This window comes from Pseudomonas sp. 43A, assembly GCF_013363935.1.
Lineage (GTDB): Bacteria > Pseudomonadota > Gammaproteobacteria > Pseudomonadales > Pseudomonadaceae > Aquipseudomonas > Aquipseudomonas crudilactis.
The window spans coordinates 4,658,994-4,676,692 of the sequence record NZ_CP054880.1 but is presented as its reverse complement, the minus strand read 5'-3'; the positions used below and the strand labels follow the sequence as shown (position 1 = coordinate 4,676,692).

At 53.5% G+C, this 17,699-nt stretch carries 19 protein-coding genes and 1 pseudogene; 8 read left to right on the top strand and 12 right to left on the bottom strand.

Annotation, left to right across the window (positions count from 1 at the left end):
* Window positions 1-5: 5 nt before the first annotated feature.
* A complete protein-coding gene (locus tag HUW52_RS20450) occupies window positions 6-1,043 on the bottom strand; it encodes an NAD-dependent epimerase (protein ID WP_175554726.1) in 1,038 nt (345 codons plus the stop codon).
* Entirely contained in the window at window positions 1,040-2,392 is a 1,353-nt protein-coding gene (locus HUW52_RS20445) for a UDP-glucose/GDP-mannose dehydrogenase family protein (protein WP_175554725.1), read from the bottom strand. The genes HUW52_RS20450 and HUW52_RS20445 overlap by 4 nt, the downstream gene beginning before the upstream one ends.
* Before the next feature lie 391 nt (window positions 2,393-2,783).
* Here HUW52_RS20445 and HUW52_RS20440 point away from each other — a divergent pair, with 391 nt between their 5' ends.
* From HUW52_RS20440 to HUW52_RS20410, 7 genes are all read left to right on the top strand, one after another.
* Window positions 2,784-4,481: a sulfatase-like hydrolase/transferase gene (locus HUW52_RS20440; RefSeq protein ID WP_175554724.1), complete on the top strand. Its 1,698-nt coding sequence runs from the start codon at window positions 2,784-2,786 to the stop codon at window positions 4,479-4,481.
* Between the two features lie 174 nt (window positions 4,482-4,655).
* A complete protein-coding gene (locus tag HUW52_RS20435) occupies window positions 4,656-5,309 on the top strand; it encodes an ABC transporter ATP-binding protein (RefSeq protein ID WP_175554723.1) in 654 nt (217 codons plus the stop codon).
* Complete coding sequence (locus HUW52_RS20430) at window positions 5,306-7,777, top strand: FtsX-like permease family protein (RefSeq protein WP_175554722.1); 2,472 nt, start codon at window positions 5,306-5,308, stop codon at window positions 7,775-7,777. The genes HUW52_RS20435 and HUW52_RS20430 overlap by 4 nt, the downstream gene beginning before the upstream one ends.
* Window positions 7,767-8,834: a lipocalin-like domain-containing protein gene (locus tag HUW52_RS20425; protein WP_175554721.1), complete on the top strand. Its 1,068-nt coding sequence runs from the start codon at window positions 7,767-7,769 to the stop codon at window positions 8,832-8,834. The genes HUW52_RS20430 and HUW52_RS20425 overlap by 11 nt, the downstream gene beginning before the upstream one ends.
* Before the next feature lie 85 nt (window positions 8,835-8,919).
* A complete protein-coding gene (locus tag HUW52_RS20420; RefSeq protein WP_116031342.1) occupies window positions 8,920-9,162 on the top strand; it encodes a hypothetical protein in 243 nt (80 codons plus the stop codon).
* Between the two features lie 10 nt (window positions 9,163-9,172).
* Entirely contained in the window at window positions 9,173-9,370 is a 198-nt protein-coding gene (locus HUW52_RS20415) for a hypothetical protein (protein ID WP_175554720.1), read from the top strand.
* 85 nt (window positions 9,371-9,455) lie between these two features.
* Window positions 9,456-10,040: a hypothetical protein gene (locus tag HUW52_RS20410; protein ID WP_016983329.1), complete on the top strand. Its 585-nt coding sequence runs from the start codon at window positions 9,456-9,458 to the stop codon at window positions 10,038-10,040.
* Window positions 10,041-10,380: 340 nt separating this feature from the next.
* Here the strand turns inward: HUW52_RS20410 and HUW52_RS20405 are convergent, their stop codons facing one another.
* Complete coding sequence (locus tag HUW52_RS20405; RefSeq protein WP_016983328.1) at window positions 10,381-11,184, bottom strand: glycosyltransferase family 2 protein; 804 nt, start codon at window positions 11,182-11,184, stop codon at window positions 10,381-10,383.
* Window positions 11,185-11,408: 224 nt separating this feature from the next.
* Between HUW52_RS20405 and HUW52_RS20400 the strand changes: the two genes are divergently transcribed.
* Entirely contained in the window at window positions 11,409-12,221 is an 813-nt protein-coding gene (locus tag HUW52_RS20400) for a VanW family protein (protein WP_016983327.1), read from the top strand.
* A gap of 39 nt (window positions 12,222-12,260) precedes the next feature.
* On the opposite strand, the gene HUW52_RS20395 is transcribed toward HUW52_RS20400, so the two are convergent.
* The 9 genes and pseudogenes from HUW52_RS20395 to HUW52_RS20355 form a co-directional block, all read right to left on the bottom strand.
* Complete coding sequence (locus tag HUW52_RS20395) at window positions 12,261-12,758, bottom strand: hypothetical protein (RefSeq protein ID WP_064392907.1); 498 nt, start codon at window positions 12,756-12,758, stop codon at window positions 12,261-12,263.
* 59 nt (window positions 12,759-12,817) lie between these two features.
* Entirely contained in the window at window positions 12,818-13,288 is a 471-nt protein-coding gene (locus tag HUW52_RS20390; RefSeq protein ID WP_175554719.1) for a hypothetical protein, read from the bottom strand.
* Window positions 13,289-13,440: 152 nt separating this feature from the next.
* On the bottom strand, window positions 13,441-13,968 hold the full coding sequence (locus HUW52_RS20385; protein WP_175554718.1) for an SMI1/KNR4 family protein: 528 nt from the start codon (window positions 13,966-13,968) through the stop codon (window positions 13,441-13,443).
* Between the two features lie 187 nt (window positions 13,969-14,155).
* The gene (locus HUW52_RS20380) at window positions 14,156-14,593 is read right to left on the bottom strand and encodes an immunity 22 family protein (protein ID WP_256667858.1); all 438 of its coding nucleotides are present in this window, start codon (window positions 14,591-14,593) and stop codon (window positions 14,156-14,158) included.
* A gap of 250 nt (window positions 14,594-14,843) precedes the next feature.
* Window positions 14,844-15,266 carry a HEAT repeat domain-containing protein gene (locus HUW52_RS20375; RefSeq protein ID WP_016983322.1) on the bottom strand — a complete coding sequence of 141 codons (423 nt, stop codon included), beginning with the start codon at window positions 15,264-15,266 and terminating at the stop codon, window positions 14,844-14,846.
* A gap of 157 nt (window positions 15,267-15,423) precedes the next feature.
* Window positions 15,424-15,825, bottom strand: a complete 402-nt coding sequence (locus HUW52_RS20370; protein WP_016983321.1) for a hypothetical protein — start codon at window positions 15,823-15,825, stop codon at window positions 15,424-15,426.
* Window positions 15,826-15,987: 162 nt separating this feature from the next.
* Window positions 15,988-16,419, bottom strand: a complete 432-nt coding sequence (locus HUW52_RS20365; protein WP_175554717.1) for a hypothetical protein — start codon at window positions 16,417-16,419, stop codon at window positions 15,988-15,990.
* A pseudogene (locus HUW52_RS20360) lies at window positions 16,416-17,345 on the bottom strand (RHS repeat-associated core domain-containing protein); the annotation flags it as partial. The gene HUW52_RS20365 and the pseudogene HUW52_RS20360, both read right to left, overlap by 4 nt.
* Window positions 17,346-17,409: 64 nt before the next feature.
* Window positions 17,410-17,697 (bottom strand): barstar family protein, encoded by a 288-nt coding sequence (locus HUW52_RS20355; protein WP_175554716.1) that lies wholly within the window; start codon window positions 17,695-17,697, stop codon window positions 17,410-17,412.
* Between the last annotated feature and the right edge of the window lie 2 nt (window positions 17,698-17,699).

Genomic DNA, 17,699 nt, shown 5'->3' with positions numbered 1-17,699 from the left:
TTAATTCAGCCGCGTACGGCGCGTGCGCGATAGGCAGTGGGGTAGTAGTCGCGAAACCAGGCGATAAAGCGTTCAAGTCCCTCATCCAGCTCTATCCGGGGCTGAAATCCGGTGGCCTGGGCCAGATCACTGGCCTCGGCGCAAGTGTTGAGCACGTCGCCCGGTTGCAGCGGCAACAGCTCGACAATGGCTTTCTGGCCAAGGTGTTTTTCCAGCAGCGCCAGATAGGTTTTCAATTCCACCGGATGCTGCCCGCCGATGTTGAACAGCCGCCACGGCGCCATGCTGCTGGCCGGGTCGGGCTGCTCGCGATCCCATTGCGGATTGGCCTGCGGTGGCTGATCGATGAGGCGGGCGATGCTTTCGATGATGTCGTCGATGTAGGTGAAATCGCGCTGGTGTTCGCCGTAATTGAACAGCTTCAGCGGCTCGCCTTCGCTGATCGCCCGGGCGAACTGGATCGGCGACATGTCCGGCCGGCCCCACGGCCCGTACACGGTGAAAAAGCGCAGGCCGGTGCAGGGGATGCCAAACAGGTGGCTGTAACTGTGCGCCATCAGCTCGTTGGCTTTCTTGGTCGCGGCGTACAGCGACAGCGGGTGATTGACGCCGTCCTTCACTGAGTAAGGCGTGTGCTGATTGGCGCCGTACACCGAACTCGACGAGGCGTAAATCAAGTGTTCGACCGGGTGATGCCGGCAGCTCTCGAGAATGTTGAGAAAACCATTGAGGTTGCTGTCCAGATACGCCCGTGGATTTTCCAGCGAATAACGCACCCCGGCCTGCGCGGCGAGGTGGATCACCACTTGTGGGCGTTCGCGGACAAACAGTGCTTCGATGGCCGAGGCATCGGCCAGGTCAACCGTGGCGAGCTGGAAATCGCCGACCTGCTCGCGCACCCATTGCACGCGGTCGTGCTTGAGTTGCGGGTCGTAGTAGGCGTTGAAATTGTCCAGACCGACCACCGAGTGCCCGTCGCGCAGCAATCGCAGTACGCAATGGGCACCAATGAAACCGGCCGCACCGGTGACCAGGATCTTCATGGCCGCAGCCCTTCAGGGGCAATGTGGCGCAGGCCAATACCGCTGTAATGCAGGCCGGCGGCCGCCACTTGTTCCGGGTTGTACAGGTTGCGCCCGTCGATGATTACCTTCGAACGCAGCTTTTCGGCGAGCAGTTCGAAATCGACCACGCGGAAGTTTTTCCACTCGGTGCAGATCACCAGTGCATCAGCGTCTTCGAGGGTGTCGTCGCGGGTGGCGCACAGGTGCAGATCGTTGCGATAGCCGTAAATGCGTCGGCACTCGGACATCGCTTCCGGGTCGTAGGCCTGCACGCTGGCGCCTTCAGCCCAGAGTGCGTCCATCAGATAGCGGCTCGGCGCTTCGCGCATATCATCGGTGTTCGGTTTGAAAGCCAGGCCCCAGATCGCGATCGACTTACCCGCCAGGCCTTGGGGGAACTGTGCTTTGAGTTTGCTGAACAGGATGTGCCGCTGCAGGTCGTTGACGTCGGTGACGCTGCGCAGCAGTTTCAGCGGCATGCCGTTGTGTTCGGCGGTGTGCAGCAGGGCGCGCAGGTCTTTGGGAAAGCACGAGCCACCGAAGCCGCAGCCCGGATAGATGAAGTGGTAGCCGATGCGCGGGTCGGAGCCGATGCCTTTGCGCACCGCTTCGATGTCGGCACCGAGCAGTTCGGTGAGATTGGCTAACTCGTTCATGAAGCTGATGCGCGTGGCGAGCATCGCGTTGGCGGCGTACTTGGTCAGCTCGGCGCTGCGGTTGTCCATGAACATCAGTTTTTCGTGGTTGCGGCAGAACGGCGCGTACAGCTCGCTCATCTGCTCGCGAGCTGCGTCGTCACGGGTGCCGACGATGATCCGGTCCGGGCGCATGCAGTCGGCGAGGGCGCTGCCTTCCTTGAGGAATTCCGGGTTGGAGACCACGCGCACAATCAGGCCGGTCTTGTCGCGGCGTTGCAGTTCGCTGTTGGCGGTGGCGAGCACTTGATCCGCCGTGCCGACCGGCACCGTGGATTTGATGATCAGGGTGCGATCGGCTTCCATGTGCGAGGCGATTTGTCGGGCAACGTTGAGCACGTGACTGAGGTCGGCAGAGCCATCCTCATCGGCTGGGGTGCCGACGGCGATGAAGATCAGTTCGGCATGCTCGACTGCATCGCTGGCCTGAGTGCTGAACAGCAGACGGCCGGCCTTGATGTTCTCCTCAAGTGTGCTGGACAAACCTGGCTCGCTAATCGGCGGCACCGCTTGTTGCAGTTGTTTAATCTTGTTCGGGTCAATGTCCACGCATAAAACGCGATGACCGACATCTGCAAGTGCGGCGGCTTGTATTAATCCAACATAGCCCGTGCCAAATACGCTCACGTCCATCTGCGCACCCTCGATAGAGCGAAAAGAAGAAGTTCAAAATAAGACTGTCAAAAGGGGTATAGCGCAGGGTTTGAAAAGCGTGTCAGCAAAATGACATGTTGCACCTGTATAACAGCCCCAATTTTGGGGGCGATTGGCCATCAAGTGCTTGCTATTGCTGGATTTGTCCCGTGCTTGACGCTTTTTTCACATTTCAAAGAAAACGATGGACGGTCGAAAGCCGCGAATTTAAAGGCTTTCAGCAACTTGAGTGTGTCAGATTTGAGTCAACGGTTTTTTGACGCTTTGCCAGAAATTCAGCCATTTCTTGCGCTTTGATGGCCGGGTGCTAGTGTCAGATTTTGACCGACAAACTCTTGACCCTTTACGGTTTCGCCCGACCGGAATTGCCATGTTTCGATACCTGAAAGAACTGCTTTTAGTTATTTATTTGCTGCTTTATTCCGAATATTACATTGATCGGTTAAATGCTATCGGCTTCGGTTCTGCTGTACTTCTTTTTGGCGCGATGTTTTTGGCGCTTACTTTAGCGTTATATCTAACGGCGTATATAAGGCAAACCCTCATCCGACATTTATTCGCATTGGCGATGTTCGCCTCTGCGGTATTTTTCGATGTGTACACCCGCGTCACCGCGGATTACCTGAGCTACAGCAGCTTCGTTTCTCTGGTGTATTCCGGCGGTTTCATTCAGGAAGCGGCCTACCAGTATCGAGACGCGATCCTGCACGGCGCCCTCAGTGGTTTGCTGTTGCTGTTCGGCATCGGTCTGAAGCCACGCCATGGTCTGGCCATTCCCAACGCCTTACGTGTGGCGGCGCCGTTGTGCGGCGTGTTGCTGCTCAGTGCCGTGCTGTTTTTGCGTGCCGGTGAAGGCGCCCGCGGCTTGCCGATCATGTACACGCCGCTGGCCTACCTGAACCTGTTCACCTATGAAGCGCTGCACAACACCGTCGGCCCGCGCGAACCGGTGACATTGGCGCGCACCTCGCAAGCTGTCGGCCATGACATCGTGCTGATCATCGACGAAAGCATTTCCGGCAATTACCTCGACATCAACGCGCCGTTCGGTGTGCACAGCAACCTCAAACAGGCGCGTCCCGGCGTCGACATCTTCAATTACGGCTACGCGGCGTCCATCGCCAATTGCAGCGCCGACACCAACGTAACCCTGCGCTACGGCGGCACCCGCGCCGACTACATGCGCATCAACAGCACGTTGCCGTCGATCTGGCAGTACGCGAAGAAGGCTGGGCTGCGCACCGTGTACATCGACGCCCAGCGCACCGCCGGCAATCTGCAGAACCTGATGACCGATACCGAGAAGAAGGACATCGACCAGTTCGTGCAATTCGATCAGACCAGCGTGCGCGATCGCGACATGGCGGCAGCGGCGAAGCTGATCGAATTGCTCAACGATGACACGCCGGAGCTGGTGGTGATCAACAAGGTCGGCGCGCACTTCCCGGTGCACGACAAATATCCCGATGCGTTCATGGCCTACCGCCCGACCTTGCCGCGCGGGCAGTTCACCGAGGTGGCCGATACCGGCGAACGCAACGGTTTCAATGGTCAGCCGGATGACTGGGTGCTGTACCGCAATGCCTACAAGAACACCGTGTTGTGGAACGTCGGCGAGTTTTTTGCGCGGGTGTTCGCTCAGGGCAATCTGAACAATGCGTTGCTGATCTATACGTCTGATCATGGCCAGGATTTGCATGAGCGCGGTAATCCGGGCTTGAACACCCACTGCGGGGGCGATCCGGTGGAGGAGGAGGGCCTGGTGCCGTTGGTGGTGATTTCTGGCAGCGATCTGAAGACGCTGGACTGGTCGGCGCAATTGGCGGCGAACAAGGATCGTTCCAGTCACTACAACATCTTCCCGACCCTGCTGCAGTTGATGGGCTACGACCTGGCGGGGATCGAGGCTGTTTATGGCAAGCCACTGAGTGTCGCGACGGCGGATGAATTCACCTTCAACTACCGCTTCAATGCGCGGTTGGGGGCCAAGCCTGAGTGGAAGCACATTGATCTGGGCAGCATTGTCACGCCATCGCAGGCGCCGGCGAATGTCGCGGCGGGACAGTGAGCTTCAGCTTGTCCGGGCTGACGCTTTCGCGAGCAAGCTCGCTCCCACCTTTGGAGCGCGATCAACCTGTGGGAGCGAGCTTGCTCGCGAAGGGGCCATTTGCTTTAACGCGAGATTCAGGTCTGTCATCGGCATCCGCTATCCTTGCCCCACACTGACCGATCAGGTGGCGGCATGCTTCGTGTTGAAAACGTCTTCAAAAGCTATCTCACCCCGCAAGGCCCATTGCCGGTGCTGCAAGGCGTCGACCTGACACTGGCGCCCGGCAGTAGCCTTGCGCTGATGGGCGAGTCCGGCAGCGGCAAAAGCACCTTGCTGCACCTGATGGCCGGTCTCGACAAAGTCGACAGCGGCAGCATTCGCAGCGGCGAGCATCGGCTGGAAAACATGAACGAGGCGCAACTGGCGAACTGGCGGCGCACAGAAATCGGTCTGGTGTTCCAGCAGTTCAACCTGATCGGCAGTTTGCGCGTCGAGGACAATCTGGCGTTTCAGGCGCGTCTGGCCGGGCGCCATGAGCCGCGTTGGCAGGCACATCTGGTGCAGCGTCTGGGCCTCGGCGATTTGCTCAAGCGTTATCCCGAGCAACTTTCCGGTGGTCAGCAGCAGCGGGTCGCGTTGGGCCGGGCATTGGCCTCGCAGCCGAAATTGCTGCTGGCCGATGAACCCACCGGCAGTCTCGATGAGGCGACCAGTGACGAAGTGCTGCGGCTGTTGCTGGAATTGCTCGATGACACCCCGACCACGTTGTTGATGGTCACCCACAGCCCGCGAGTCGCGGCCCGCTTGGCGCAGCGAGTGGTGTTGTCCAGCGGGCGGCTGACGTGATCGTTTTCCGTCAGACCCTGCGTGCGCTGCTCAGCCATTGGCGGCGTCATCCGGTGCAGTTTTTCAGTGTGCTGACCGGGTTGTGGCTGGCGACCAGTCTGTTGACTGGCGTCGAAGCGCTGAACAGTCAGGCGCGTGACAGTTATGCGCGGGCCAGCCAATTGATCGGCGGCGAACCACAGGCCAGTCTCGGTACGCCGAACGGGGCAACATTCCCGCAACAATGGTTCGTTGATCTGCGCCGACAGGGTTGGCCAGTGTCGCCAGTGCTGCAAGGTCGGGTGCTGCTCAAGGGCTTCGACAATCAGCGGCTGCAATTGATGGGCATCGAACCGGTGTCGCTGCCGGCCGATTCGGCGGTGGCCGGTCAGGCGCTGCCGATCGAGCGTGTTGTCGAGTTTTTCACGCCGCCCGGAAATACGTGGATTTCCCCGGATACCTTGCAGGCGCTGAATCTACGCGAAGGTGACACGCCGCAAACGCTCAATGGCTTGAAACTGCCACCGCTGCTCGCGCAGAAGGACATGGCGCCGGGCGTGTTGCTGGTGGACATCGGCGTCGCACAAACCCGGCTGGAACAGCCCGGGCAATTGTCGCGGCTGTTGCTGCCCAAGGATTTTCACGCCGAGTTGCCTGCCGTGTTCAAAGGTCAGTTGCAGCTAAAAAGCAGCGGTGAGGAAAACAATCTGGCGCGACTGACGGAGAGCTTTCACCTCAATCTCGATGCGCTGGGATTTCTCTCGTTCGTGGTCGGCTTGTTCATCGTCCACGCCGCGATTGGGCTGGCTCTTGAGCAACGTCGCGGCTTGCTGCGTACGCTGCGCGCCTGCGGTGTCAGTGCGCGGATGTTGATCTTTTGCCTGATCGTTGAGTTGGGTGCGCTGGCGCTGCTCGGCGGGCTGCTCGGCGTGATCAGCGGCTATTGGCTCGCCAGTGTGTTGCTGCCGGACGTCGCCGCCAGCCTGCGCGGTTTGTACGGCGCGGAAGTGGCGGGGCAGTTGCGTCTGAGCCCTTGGTGGTGGTTCAGCGGCATCGGTTTGAGCCTGCTCGGCGCCTTGCTCGCCGGGGCCAATAGCCTGTTGCGTGCTGCGCGCCTGCCGTTGCTGGCCGTGGCCGATCCGCAAGCCTGGCATCAGCAATATGCGCGCTGGTTGCGTCGACAAGGTTGGCTGGCGGTACTGTTGGCGATGATAGCGTTGGCGGCATTGATCTGGGGCGACAGTCTGGCCAGCGGTTTTGTCCTGATGGCCGGGTTGCTGATCGGCGCCGCATTGGCGCTGCCGGTGTTGCTCAGCGCGCTGTTGAACCAGTTGCTCGGGCGCAGTCGCTCGGTGCTCGGCCAGTGGTTTCTCGCCGATTGCCGTCAGCAATTGCCGGCACTGAGTCTGGCGCTGATGGCGTTGCTTTTGGCGCTCGCCGCCAACATCGGTGCCGGCAGCATGACCGCCGGTTTTCGCCAGACCTTTGATGACTGGCTCGAACAACGCTTGAGCGCCGAGCTGTATATCAACCCGAGCAATCCGGCACAGTCGCGGGAAATGTACAGCTGGCTCAAGCAGCAGCCGAATGTTGCGGCAGTGCTGCCCAACTGGCAGGTCGCGGTGACGTTGCAAGGCTGGCCGGCGGAGGTGTTCGGCATCATCGATCACGCGCATTATCGCCAGCACTGGCCGTTGCTTGATGTCAGTGGCAGCGACCCGTGGGCGCATCTGGCCACCGACGATGCGGTGATGCTCAGCGAACAACTGGCGCGTCGGCTGAAGGTGCGGGCGGGCGATCGACTGACGATTCCTGCGCCGAATGGTGCGTGGTCGCCGCGCATCGTCGGCATCTACGCCGACTACGGCAATCCCAAGGGGCACTTGCTGGTCAACATCAACCACCTGCTGCGCGGCTGGCCGCAGTTGACGCCGAACCGTTTCAATCTGCGCATCGAACCGCAGAACATTCCGGCGTTGTTGAACAGCTTGCAGGCGCGCTTTCAACTCGATGACAGCCGCATCGTCGATCAGGCGCGGCTCAAGGGCTGGTCGGTGCAAGTCTTCGAGCGGACCTTTGCGGCGACGGCGGCGCTGAACAGTTTGACCCTGGCGGTGGCTGGCGTGGCGCTGTTCATCAGCCTGCTGACGCAAAGTCAAAGCCGCCTCGGCCAACTCGCACCGCTATGGGCGCTGGGCGTAACGCGACGGCAATTGATGCTGCTCAATCTTGGTCAGACCTGGCTGCTGGCGGTACTGACGCTGGTGTTGGCGTCGCCGCTGGGGATCGCGCTGGCGTGGTGTCTGGACGCGGTAATCAACGTGCAAGCGTTTGGCTGGCGGTTGCCGCTGCGGGTGTTTCCGTGGCAATTGTTGCAGTTGATGGGGTTGGCGTTGTTGGCGACGTTACTGGCCTCGGCATGGCCGTTGTATTCGCTGTACCGCACGCAACCGGCGGACCTGCTGAGGACATTTGCCCATGAGGATTAATTTCGTTGTGCTCATGGTTTTGTTGCTGCTCGGTGGTTGCGATCAATCGGCGCCGGAGCAGAAGGGCTTCGCCGGGATGGGCAATCAGGTGTTGGCGTTTACGCCGGTGGTGCCGGGACGGGTGTTCAGTTTTCCGGCCGATCACGGGGCGCATGACGGTTTTCGCATTGAGTGGTGGTACGTCACCGCCAATCTCAAGGATCAGCAGGGCAATGAGTTCGGCGTGCAGTGGACGCTGTTTCGCAGTGCGCTGAAACCTGTGGCGGAGACGGCGGGGTGGGGCAATCAGACGGTTTGGCTGGGACATGCGGCGGTGACTTCCAGCACGGTGCATCACGCGGCTGAACGCTATGCGCGAGGCGGAGTGGGGCAGGCGGGTGTGCAACTGGCGCCGTTCGAGGCGTGGATTGATGATTGGCGGTTTGCCAGTCAGGCGCAGGATCCGTTGAGCGACCTGCAACTCAGCGCTCGCGACAAGGATTTCGCCTATCAACTGCACCTGACTTCCAGCCGCCCGCTGGTATTGCAGGGCGACAAGGGGTTCAGCCAGAAATCCGAAGAGGGTCAGGCTTCTTATTACTACAGCCAGCCGTTTTTCCAGGCCAGCGGAACGTTGCAGATCGACGGTCAGAGCTACTCCGTCAGTGGCCCCGCGTGGCTCGATCGCGAATGGAGCAGCCAGCCGCTGACCGCCAATCAAACCGGTTGGGACTGGTTTTCCCTGCATCTGGACAGTGGCGAGCACGTGATGCTCTATCGCATGCGCCAGAAGGACGGCGCGCCGTATCTCACCGGTACCTGGATTGCTGCTGACGGTCAGACGCAAACCCTGCGCAGCGAGCAGATCGAACTGGTCCCGCAGGACACCGCAAAAGTTGCCGGCCGTGCGATGCCGGTGAAATGGTCGATCAGCATCCCCGATAAACACCTCGACATCACCCTCGATGCGCTCAACCCCAACGCCTGGATGAACCTGCGCATCCCCTATTGGGAAGGCCCGGTAAACATCAGCGGCAGCCATCCTGGCCAGGGCTACCTGGAAATGACCGGCTACTAAAGGCTCACCACAACTCTTACAAAGATTTGGTTTGAACTCGGCTTGCTGTGTTGTCCTCTACAGAGAAACCTGTCGAGGATTTGCCATGAGCGACGACCTGCAACCCCCAGACATGACGACCTGGCAGCGCCTGTTCGACGACCAGACCTACTGGCAGCAATCCCCCGACGCGCACTATTTCGACCTGCAACGCATCGCCGACGACTTGCTCGGCCAAGGCGCCATCGACCTTGAGCAATGGCAGATCCTGCGCGCCAAGGCCGATGACCTGCACAAGGACTCTCCCGCGATCAACGTCACCCGTGAACTCGACGACCCTGAAGCCTGAGGACAGCCCCATGAAACCCATCACCCTAGGTGAACACCCCGACGAACCCCGGCCACCGGGCGAAACCGAACGCGACAACGACGCCCTGCGGCCCACCGATCCCGAACAACGTCAACATAGCGGGAAGGGCACGCCCAGTGGCGAATCCACCGCGCAGGACACCGCCAAGCAACAAACCTCGCCGTCACAAACCAAAGCCAAGCCCTGAACTGCGTCTATGCTCAGTGGCACGCTCGCCGCCGAAGTCGATTCGGCGGCGAGCGCTGCCATTCATCACAGGGAAAGTATTGATTATGAAGCTCGACGCACTGGCCAAGGCCATCACCCTCGCAACCGTACTGTCCGCCACCAGCTTCGGCGCCATGGCTGCCGATATTCCGCTGTCTGCCACTGTTGAAGCAGATCAGGTCATCACCAAAGTGATCTCCGTCGATGCCGCCAACCATCAGGTTGTGCTTGAAGGTGCCGAAGGCAAGCCGGTTCACGTTCAGCTCACTGATAAGGCGAAAAACCTCGCCAATCTCAAGCCCGGCGATCAGGTCAACATTCAGGTTCAGCGTTCTGTCGCCGCTTACCTCGACACCGATGTGGATAAAGGTCTGCCTGGCACCACCGAACGTACCGGTGAACTGCGTAAGGCTCCGGGCAGCGATAACCCCGGTGGCGAAGCGTATCGTCAGGTTCAGGTGCAATTGAAAATCACCAAAATTGATTTGAAGACAAATCAGGTGACCCTGCAAAATCCGGCGGGCGTGTCGAAAGTCCTCGACGTGAAAAAGCCTGAAATTCAAGCCAAACTGAAAGATCTGAAAGAAGGGCAGAGCGTTATTGTCACTTACACCGATATCTTGAAAGTGACCAGTCAACACGAAAGTTGAGTATTAGCTCTACAGAATGATTGTTCTTGTACAGCTTTATGTATGAGAACAATCATATAAAAAAGTCTGTCGGAAGTTTCCCGGTAAATATCGGTGGCGCACATTTTTTAACTTTCTGGTACATAAATTTCATGTTTAAGCATGAGGACATATCTGCCAACTTCCATTAAAATCCCTCCCGTTCGCCCAGTGTCAGGGCTCTTTACCGGTGCATGGATTGCCAGGCCATTACACTGGGCGAACACCTCTTCGGAGTGGTTGTATACAATTTCTGCAAACAAAAAGGGCGACTTTATAGTCGCCCTTTTTGTTTGCAGTGAATTAAACCTAGGTTTGCGCGTCAGGCTTGCTGCCCTTGAAAGCGCTTCAATGTCGCCTGATACATTTTCGTCCTGCGGTGATTTTTCCCGTAAGTACCTGCAGCGGCGACAGTTCCTGACTGGATGTGATCCAGATAGCTGAAAATCTTGCGCGGCGACAGGAACTTGATGCCATAGCCCAGGCTGCTCATGCGATCTTGCAGCGCATAACCGGGCACCTGCTCATCCATGCAGAAGTGCAAGCCTTGGGACTTCATCAAGCGCGCATTCCACAATGTGCAGAAACTTTTCAGATGAGTTTCTTTGTAGGGTCTTGGCATTTTCGAACGCAGACCCAGACGCACTTTCGCTTTACGAACATAGTGCTTGCAAAAACGCGAAGTTAACCGCCAAGTGTCACGAACAACCCCGCGATTGAGTTGCTCTACACAACCGACTGCGGCCATATCCGGGTTTTTCGTGCATTCACGCATCATCATGGCAAACACCTCTTTGTCGTAGACAAAGGTGTCGGTATGCAACAGAAACAGATAATCGGTGTCGACTTTTTCCAGCGCCAGATCCAGTGCCTTGCCATGCGCAATATGGCCGACTTCCTTGCCCGGCGAAGGCCGTTCGATCAAGTTGATCCAGTCGAGCGAACGCAAGTAATCGAGACTCGCATCCGCCGAATCGTTATCCACCACCCACACCGGAATGCGTTGCTCCTGGACGTGCTCACGCAAAAGCTCGAGGCACATTCGGGTGATGTCCGGGGTTTTGTAATTTACCAAGACAAGGCTGAAATTCGACGCTGGCTGGGTTGGTAAATCAAACGCTTTCATGTCGGAAGGACTCATCTGCGATTCAAGGGCATCAGGGTTTCGTGGCCGCGATCGTAGCGAGGCAACCTTAGGCGAACCTTAATTTGCGGATGTGACGGTAGATGTATGCCGAGGAGAGGCTGCTGATCTTATGAAATGCATGGGGTGCTGCCAGTCATTACCGGATAAAATGCGCGCCCCTTTCACGGCTCAAGGAAGAAACGGCGCACGCCGTTGTGTCACGGATGAAACCACTTTCCCTCTACCACCCAGCCCTCTACTGGCTGCGCGTGTGGCAAAAAAGACTGTTCCGCCAGATTGCCTGGCGCTGTTCCAGCAAACGCTATGCACGCCCCGTCACCACGGCCGAGCGCCTGCCATTTCGCTACCTCAAACACACCTCAAAACTCATCCGCAAACTCGGCGACTCCGACCTCGCTCTGCAACACAACAAAGTCATCAACCTCAAACTCGCCGTCGCCGCCATCGACAGCGTCATCATCGCCCCCGGCGAACACTTCTCCTTCTGCCGCCTCGTCGGCCGCCCGACTTTGAAGCGCGGCTACGTTGAAGGTATGGAACTGTCTTTCGGCGAGGCTCGACGCGGGGTAGGCGGCGGCATCTGCCAACTGAGCAACCTGGTCCACTGGATGGCGATTCATTCACCGCTGGTGGTGGTCGAGCGTTCCAACCACAGCTTCGACCCGTTTCCAGATGAGGGGCGGGTGCTGCCGTTCGGGTCCGGGGCGGCGATTTTCTATAACTACGTTGATCTGGTGCTGCACAACCCGACGGATCGGCACTTTCAGCTGAAGTTGAACGTCGGCGAGACGCAACTCGAAGGGGAGTTGTTGTGTGATCGGGTGAGGGAATATCGCTATCACGTGTTTCAAGAGGCGCATCGGTTTGTGCGGGAGGGTGCGCGGGTGTATCGGGAGAATGAGATTTGGCGGGAGGTGAGGGAGAAGGGGCAGGTTGGGGAGTTGGTGGAGCGGGTGAGGTTGTATCGGAATCGGGTGGTGGTTAAGTATGACGTGGCAGATGAGTTGATCGGATAGGGCGCGTGAAAGCGCTTCGCTGACGATGGCGCCCTTTGATCAGTTTCTGAAATACAACTCATCCAGCTGGCGTCTGCGTATCGAGAGGTACTCCTCCCATACCTTGGGAAAGTCCTCATCTTTGGTTAGAGGGAAAGTCAGATAAATGTACTTTCCAACAACGCTGATGTATTGCCTCGCGCGTTTGAAGGCCGGCTGCTCGTAAGCTGCGACGCTTTCATCGTAGGCGTCATGGTAGTGATAGATGCTTACCCGATGGGGAGCGATCATGCATCGCGAAAAATCGATCACCCAGCAGCTATCAACGGCTGTACTCAAATAACCGTAAACACCATCAGTAGATAGGCGCAGGCATGAATTTGCCTGGGTGCCGTCGTCATCGTTGACCAGAATGATCTGGTCCGCGAAGTAATGAATATTCCTGCCGTCCGGCCCTTGCAAAGACAAGCTCCAACCTTCGGCTCCCATACGGAATTCACCGTTGTTATCAAAGGTTGCTGTCCATCCATTGGCTAGAGTGATCTGATGTTTATTCATGAGGACTGGTCAAGTATCGAGCTTACGGTGGTATGAGGTAGTCACATTAAATATCTTGCTCAAAGGTGTTCGAGGTCAATTAGACAGCCTTTGAGTTTTAATCGCTTGATCTCATCATTAAATTTGTATCTTGGCAAGAGTTCGTTTTTTATGTCGTAGTGCTGTCTAAGGAGACGGAATAATTTCCCTATGTTGCTTTTGCTTTTTTCGTCAAGGCTCTCGACTAAGTCGTAGTTGTTGTCCGACAGAAAAGCGATTTTGTTTTTAAGGGTGTAGTAAGCGCTTATGTTTGAAAGCAATCCTTCTGCATCTGAATAATCTTCTTTTAAGTGTTCTGCATAATTCTCAAATATAGTTGTCAGCAGGTGTTGTGCTGATTGCTGATGTTTTAAAACTCCGCACATTTCCTGCCAGTTGCTAACGAAGAGATGGTCTCCCCAGTCGGAGCCGCGGGCAAAATATTTCCCATTGCCTTTGAAGAAAACAGATGTTTCATGAAGTTCTAAAGCTGTTTCAAAGGTGGTTTTCATAGAAACTTTTTCCAATCATCAAAATTTTCAATGACGCTGGGGAGAAAAGGGGGTGGATTTATTATCAGTTTGTAGAAAATAAATCTGTCCCCTTTTTGTCTTTTTATTCGTTTGGTTCGCTCCTTTTTTAAAGATTTTTAATGGTGTGAGGTTTAAGATAAGTACCAAATCAAAAACTCAAAGAAGCTAGCCCATTTTTGCTGTGTTTTACCAGCTAGGAAATCATCTCGGTTAGCAAGGCTGAAGTCTAAAACTTCGCCGCTATTTATGTCATACAAGTAACAGCCTTCGCCTTGAATGTTGGTGAGGCAGACAAGGTTTTCCGGTAGCTCCCATACTTCGTGGATGAAATTTGTTCCGATTTCGATTTCGTTGCTTGGGTCGGCGATGTCACACAATTCTTCATCAGAAGAACTGCTTTTAAAAAAAGTTATTGTGTAGTTTAAAAAAAACTCTGCGAGTTCGCTATTTATGTCTATGTTTAGCTGTTTTAAAGCCTCGGTAACTGATTGCTTGTCTGTTCGAAGGGTATTACCCGGCTGATTTTCAATTAGTAATTTTAATTTGGTCGGTATCATTTTGCGGCCTGCGCTGCACGGTCTTTCCAATATCGCGGGACTTTTTCTTGAATGATCAATCAGGGGCGGACCACTTTTACAACGCGAAAAATTGCAGCTCATAGTGCAGGCCGCCTTCAGAAAAAGAAAACGTGATCTGTCCCCCGTTTACGCTTCGCCATATTTTCCATATGCCTCAGCTACAGGCTCTAATTGGGGTTTGTCAAAAAGAAAAATAGGCAGGGTTATTTTCAGCGTGTAGAAAATAACTCCATCCCCTTTTTTCTTTATCGGTTGCGTCTCATGTGTCCTAATCTTGATATTCAAACTGACCTCGATATGTGAATTCGATGCCTCGTAATATGGAAGCTGTGGTTTTTCCTTTATAAGCACAATTATAAATTGCAATAATAGTGTTTGTTTTTTCAGGTGAGATAGAGAGGTTTTTCTTTTTTATTTCAGCGATGATGTCGGAGTCATAAGAAAAATCCTCGATTGCTTTTTCCAAATTTTTAGTTGGCTTTACGATATCAGTTTCAATAAAGTCGTCGTCAATAAAGCCCAGAGAAAATGCATTGCTGAACTCCGATCCTAGAGATTCTCCATCGTCAGAATAGGCAGGCGTCACTATTTCCCGAAGAGTGGATTGCTGCCAGTCGGCGTTTGCAGTCCAAATTGATACTGTTTTTTTATTACTCATCTTTTTCTCCTCAATTTTTAAGGCCGGATGGGAGAGAGTCAACTCCACCTTCTAACCTCCGACCCGCCCACTCATTGAGGCCCTGTCGGAACTCGCCGTAATCTTTCGAATTGTCAATTATTTTAAGTGTTTCCTTATGTGCTTTTGTGGACCCTTTGCCCCCATGATGACCAGTAGGGTTCACAAATTTCACTTCAGCAATCGCGGTCCGTAGCTCATAGATCTGCTCAGCAGAAAAGGGGACAGATTTATTTTCAGTTTGTAGAAAATAAATCTGTCCCCTTTTTTGTCGTCTTTATTAGGAACCTTGGTTTTGTGATTTTTTTAGTAGGTTTTTGAGTTCAGGGTAACAATCAATTTCTTCATCGGGTAGATTATCTATGATTCGCTGAATTTTATTAGAGTATTTTTCCTCAATAAATGCTTCAGTCCAATCAAGTTCGGAAGCTGCGGTGACTGCTACCTCGGAGAACGTAGAGTCAAGAAGTTTTTTTAAAATCTCTATCGCTTCGGGCGATCGCAACTCTCCCAGAGCAGCAGCGCTTCTTTCTTGCCAGTATTCCTCTTTTAAAAGAATTGATTCATTAAGTTGTTGCCAGTCCATGGCGTTAAATTTTCCTAAAACTCCATGAGCTACCTGTTCAGTAATGTACTCATTCCAATTTGAGTCTTCATTCGGTCCAAGCCAGTAGTTATATTTTTCGTAAATCTTGCTGTTCATGTTGTTCAGGGACGGATCACGTTAAATAGCGAGAAAGAGGAGAGTTCCCAAGTGGCAGATTATGGATGTAAAAAAACTGTGATCTGCCCCGTTTAAAATAAGGAGTTGTGGTCTGTCCCCGTTTTATTTATTTCAATTACCTGGAGTCGATTTGTTTTTATTGAGTGCTATCGCTGGTATGAACGCAATCATGATCATCCATATAGATTAGCACTTTGAAGTTGTCGTCGACTATCCAGAATGGGAATCCAGTCGTTTCGGAAAATAGCGTTTTAAGATCTGCAGAGTTTGCTAGTTTCCAAGCGTGAATCTTACTGTCTTGAACTATTAGTAAGGGGTTTTCAAAATTTTCGAGAGTGTCTACTTTTTTCCAGAAGTCTGGGTTGTGTTTTTTCTGGGGGTTCTTCAAGTAGAAAGGGTCGAGGCTCTTTGTCTCAGAAGAAAAAAATGATCTCGTTAGCTTGGCGATCAATTTGGCTAGTTCATTGTTGCGTACTTTCTCATGCGCTAAGTTCTGCTCTGCTAATGCCGAGTCGATTTCTTTTTCTAGGCAGTTCATTGAGGATTTCCAGTTCTCGCGCGTTAGACAGGCAAAGATTCCAATAATACAGAAAAAAGGGGCGGATTTATTTTCAGCTTGTAGAAAATAAATCTCTCCCCTTTTCTGTTTTTTTGTCATTGCAATTGTAGTTTTTCTCCTTTGAGTTGTAGATTTGATTTTCTAAGTTTTCTGAACTGGATACGTGTCGCCCGTGATTGTAATTGATCTTCCATCTGATTTTATGTCTTCGATGCTGTTAATAACCACCTTAAGCTCTCTTGAGTTGGGGAATAAGAAGTAAAAAAGCTCGAAGTAAAGATAATCTTTTATAAGGCTGGCAGCCAAATTGTGATGGTCGTTTAAAATTTCATTAAAGGTTGGATAACCTATTTTTTTTAGTTCGGGAATGTCAGCGTAGCCTTGCTCAGAGTCATCAATTTTGCATTCGGCAATAAATGAGTTTGCATGGTTGATGAAGTTTTCCGGGAACTCATCGTTGTTTATCGTCATTTCGTATTTTTTTGTTTCGAGAATTGATTTCTCACCGAAGCCAAGGCTCCTGTAAGTGACCGTGTTTAGATTGACTTCTGTGCCGGCTGATTTAAATATCATGGAAGTTCTCCAGGTGGTATTAGCGTGATCGTACCATCCTCTTTAAGCGTTATTGAACCTGATGGTCTATAAGCTTCACCTGCTTTCTGATCCTGCTCAGAACGTTTACCTGAGCGTTGGAAAAATTCTTCTGGAGATTTTATTTCTTCAATGGATGCAGTTTTGTTGCCCGGCGCGATTTTAGTTTCTTCGAGCGACAAAAAGCCTTCCTTTCCCTCAAATGATTTTTTAAGGTCCTTAAGTATTTTGCCGGCTTTATTTGCATTGACATCTCCGAATCCAACATCCAAGTCGCTACCGGGGTGACTGTCCCCCCTTACTCGACTTCCGCCGATGACAACGGACGTTCCTTTTTTATACGATTGTTCAAGGATCATTTGAGCCTGCTCCTTAGGCAGTCCAGGCAAATGTTCTTGTAGGAAAGCGGCTTGTTCCTCTGGCCCAGAGGTTTTTATGACCGTTTTCTTTGGGTATTTATTAAATACTGAATTTTCAGTCCATTTGGGAGGTTCGGCATCAGGACATTGTCCTGGCGTACAATTTAAACCTAGCGGATCTACCCAGCCCGTTGGATTCGGCACGTATTGGTAACCGTTCAATCCACCGACTAGCTTTATCGGATCCGGCGTCAAAAACCGTCCAGTCCCCGGATTGTAGTAGCGGTGGCGGTTGTAATGTAATCCTGATTCGGTATCGAAATACTGACCCTGGAAGCGCAATGGGTTATCGATCTCGCTGACGTCCAGCGCTGCCAGGTTACCGTAGGCTCGGTACTTCGCCGACCACATGATTTCACCGCTGTAGTCGGTGAGCTCCTGCGGTGTGCCGAGTTGGTCGAGTTGGTAATAGAACGGCGTGGCTTTACGTGGGCCATCGAGCATCGCCAATGGGCGGAAACTGCCAGGTTCGTAGATGTAGCTGCGGTGTTATTCAGGGACAGACCACCTTCAGACAAAATAAAACGTGGTCTGCTCCCCGTTTACAGCTTTACTATTTCAGTTGGTAACTAAATTTCTCATCCAGTCCAAAGTTTTCATCTTGAGTTTTGACTCGATCAAGAATAATTAATATTTTTCTATATGAGTCGCCCATTAGTTCTTCTGAATGTTTTGAGTTTGTCCAAATTAATTCAATTGGGCGCTCTACATCGGTGCTGAGTAGATCCCAAAGCGCATTAAGATTATTTCCATAGTATTGAGTAACAGAAAAAGCAGACGCTATCCGCTTATGGAATTCTTGCTCAGATGAGATGGACAATCCATCAAGCTCAACTATCATTT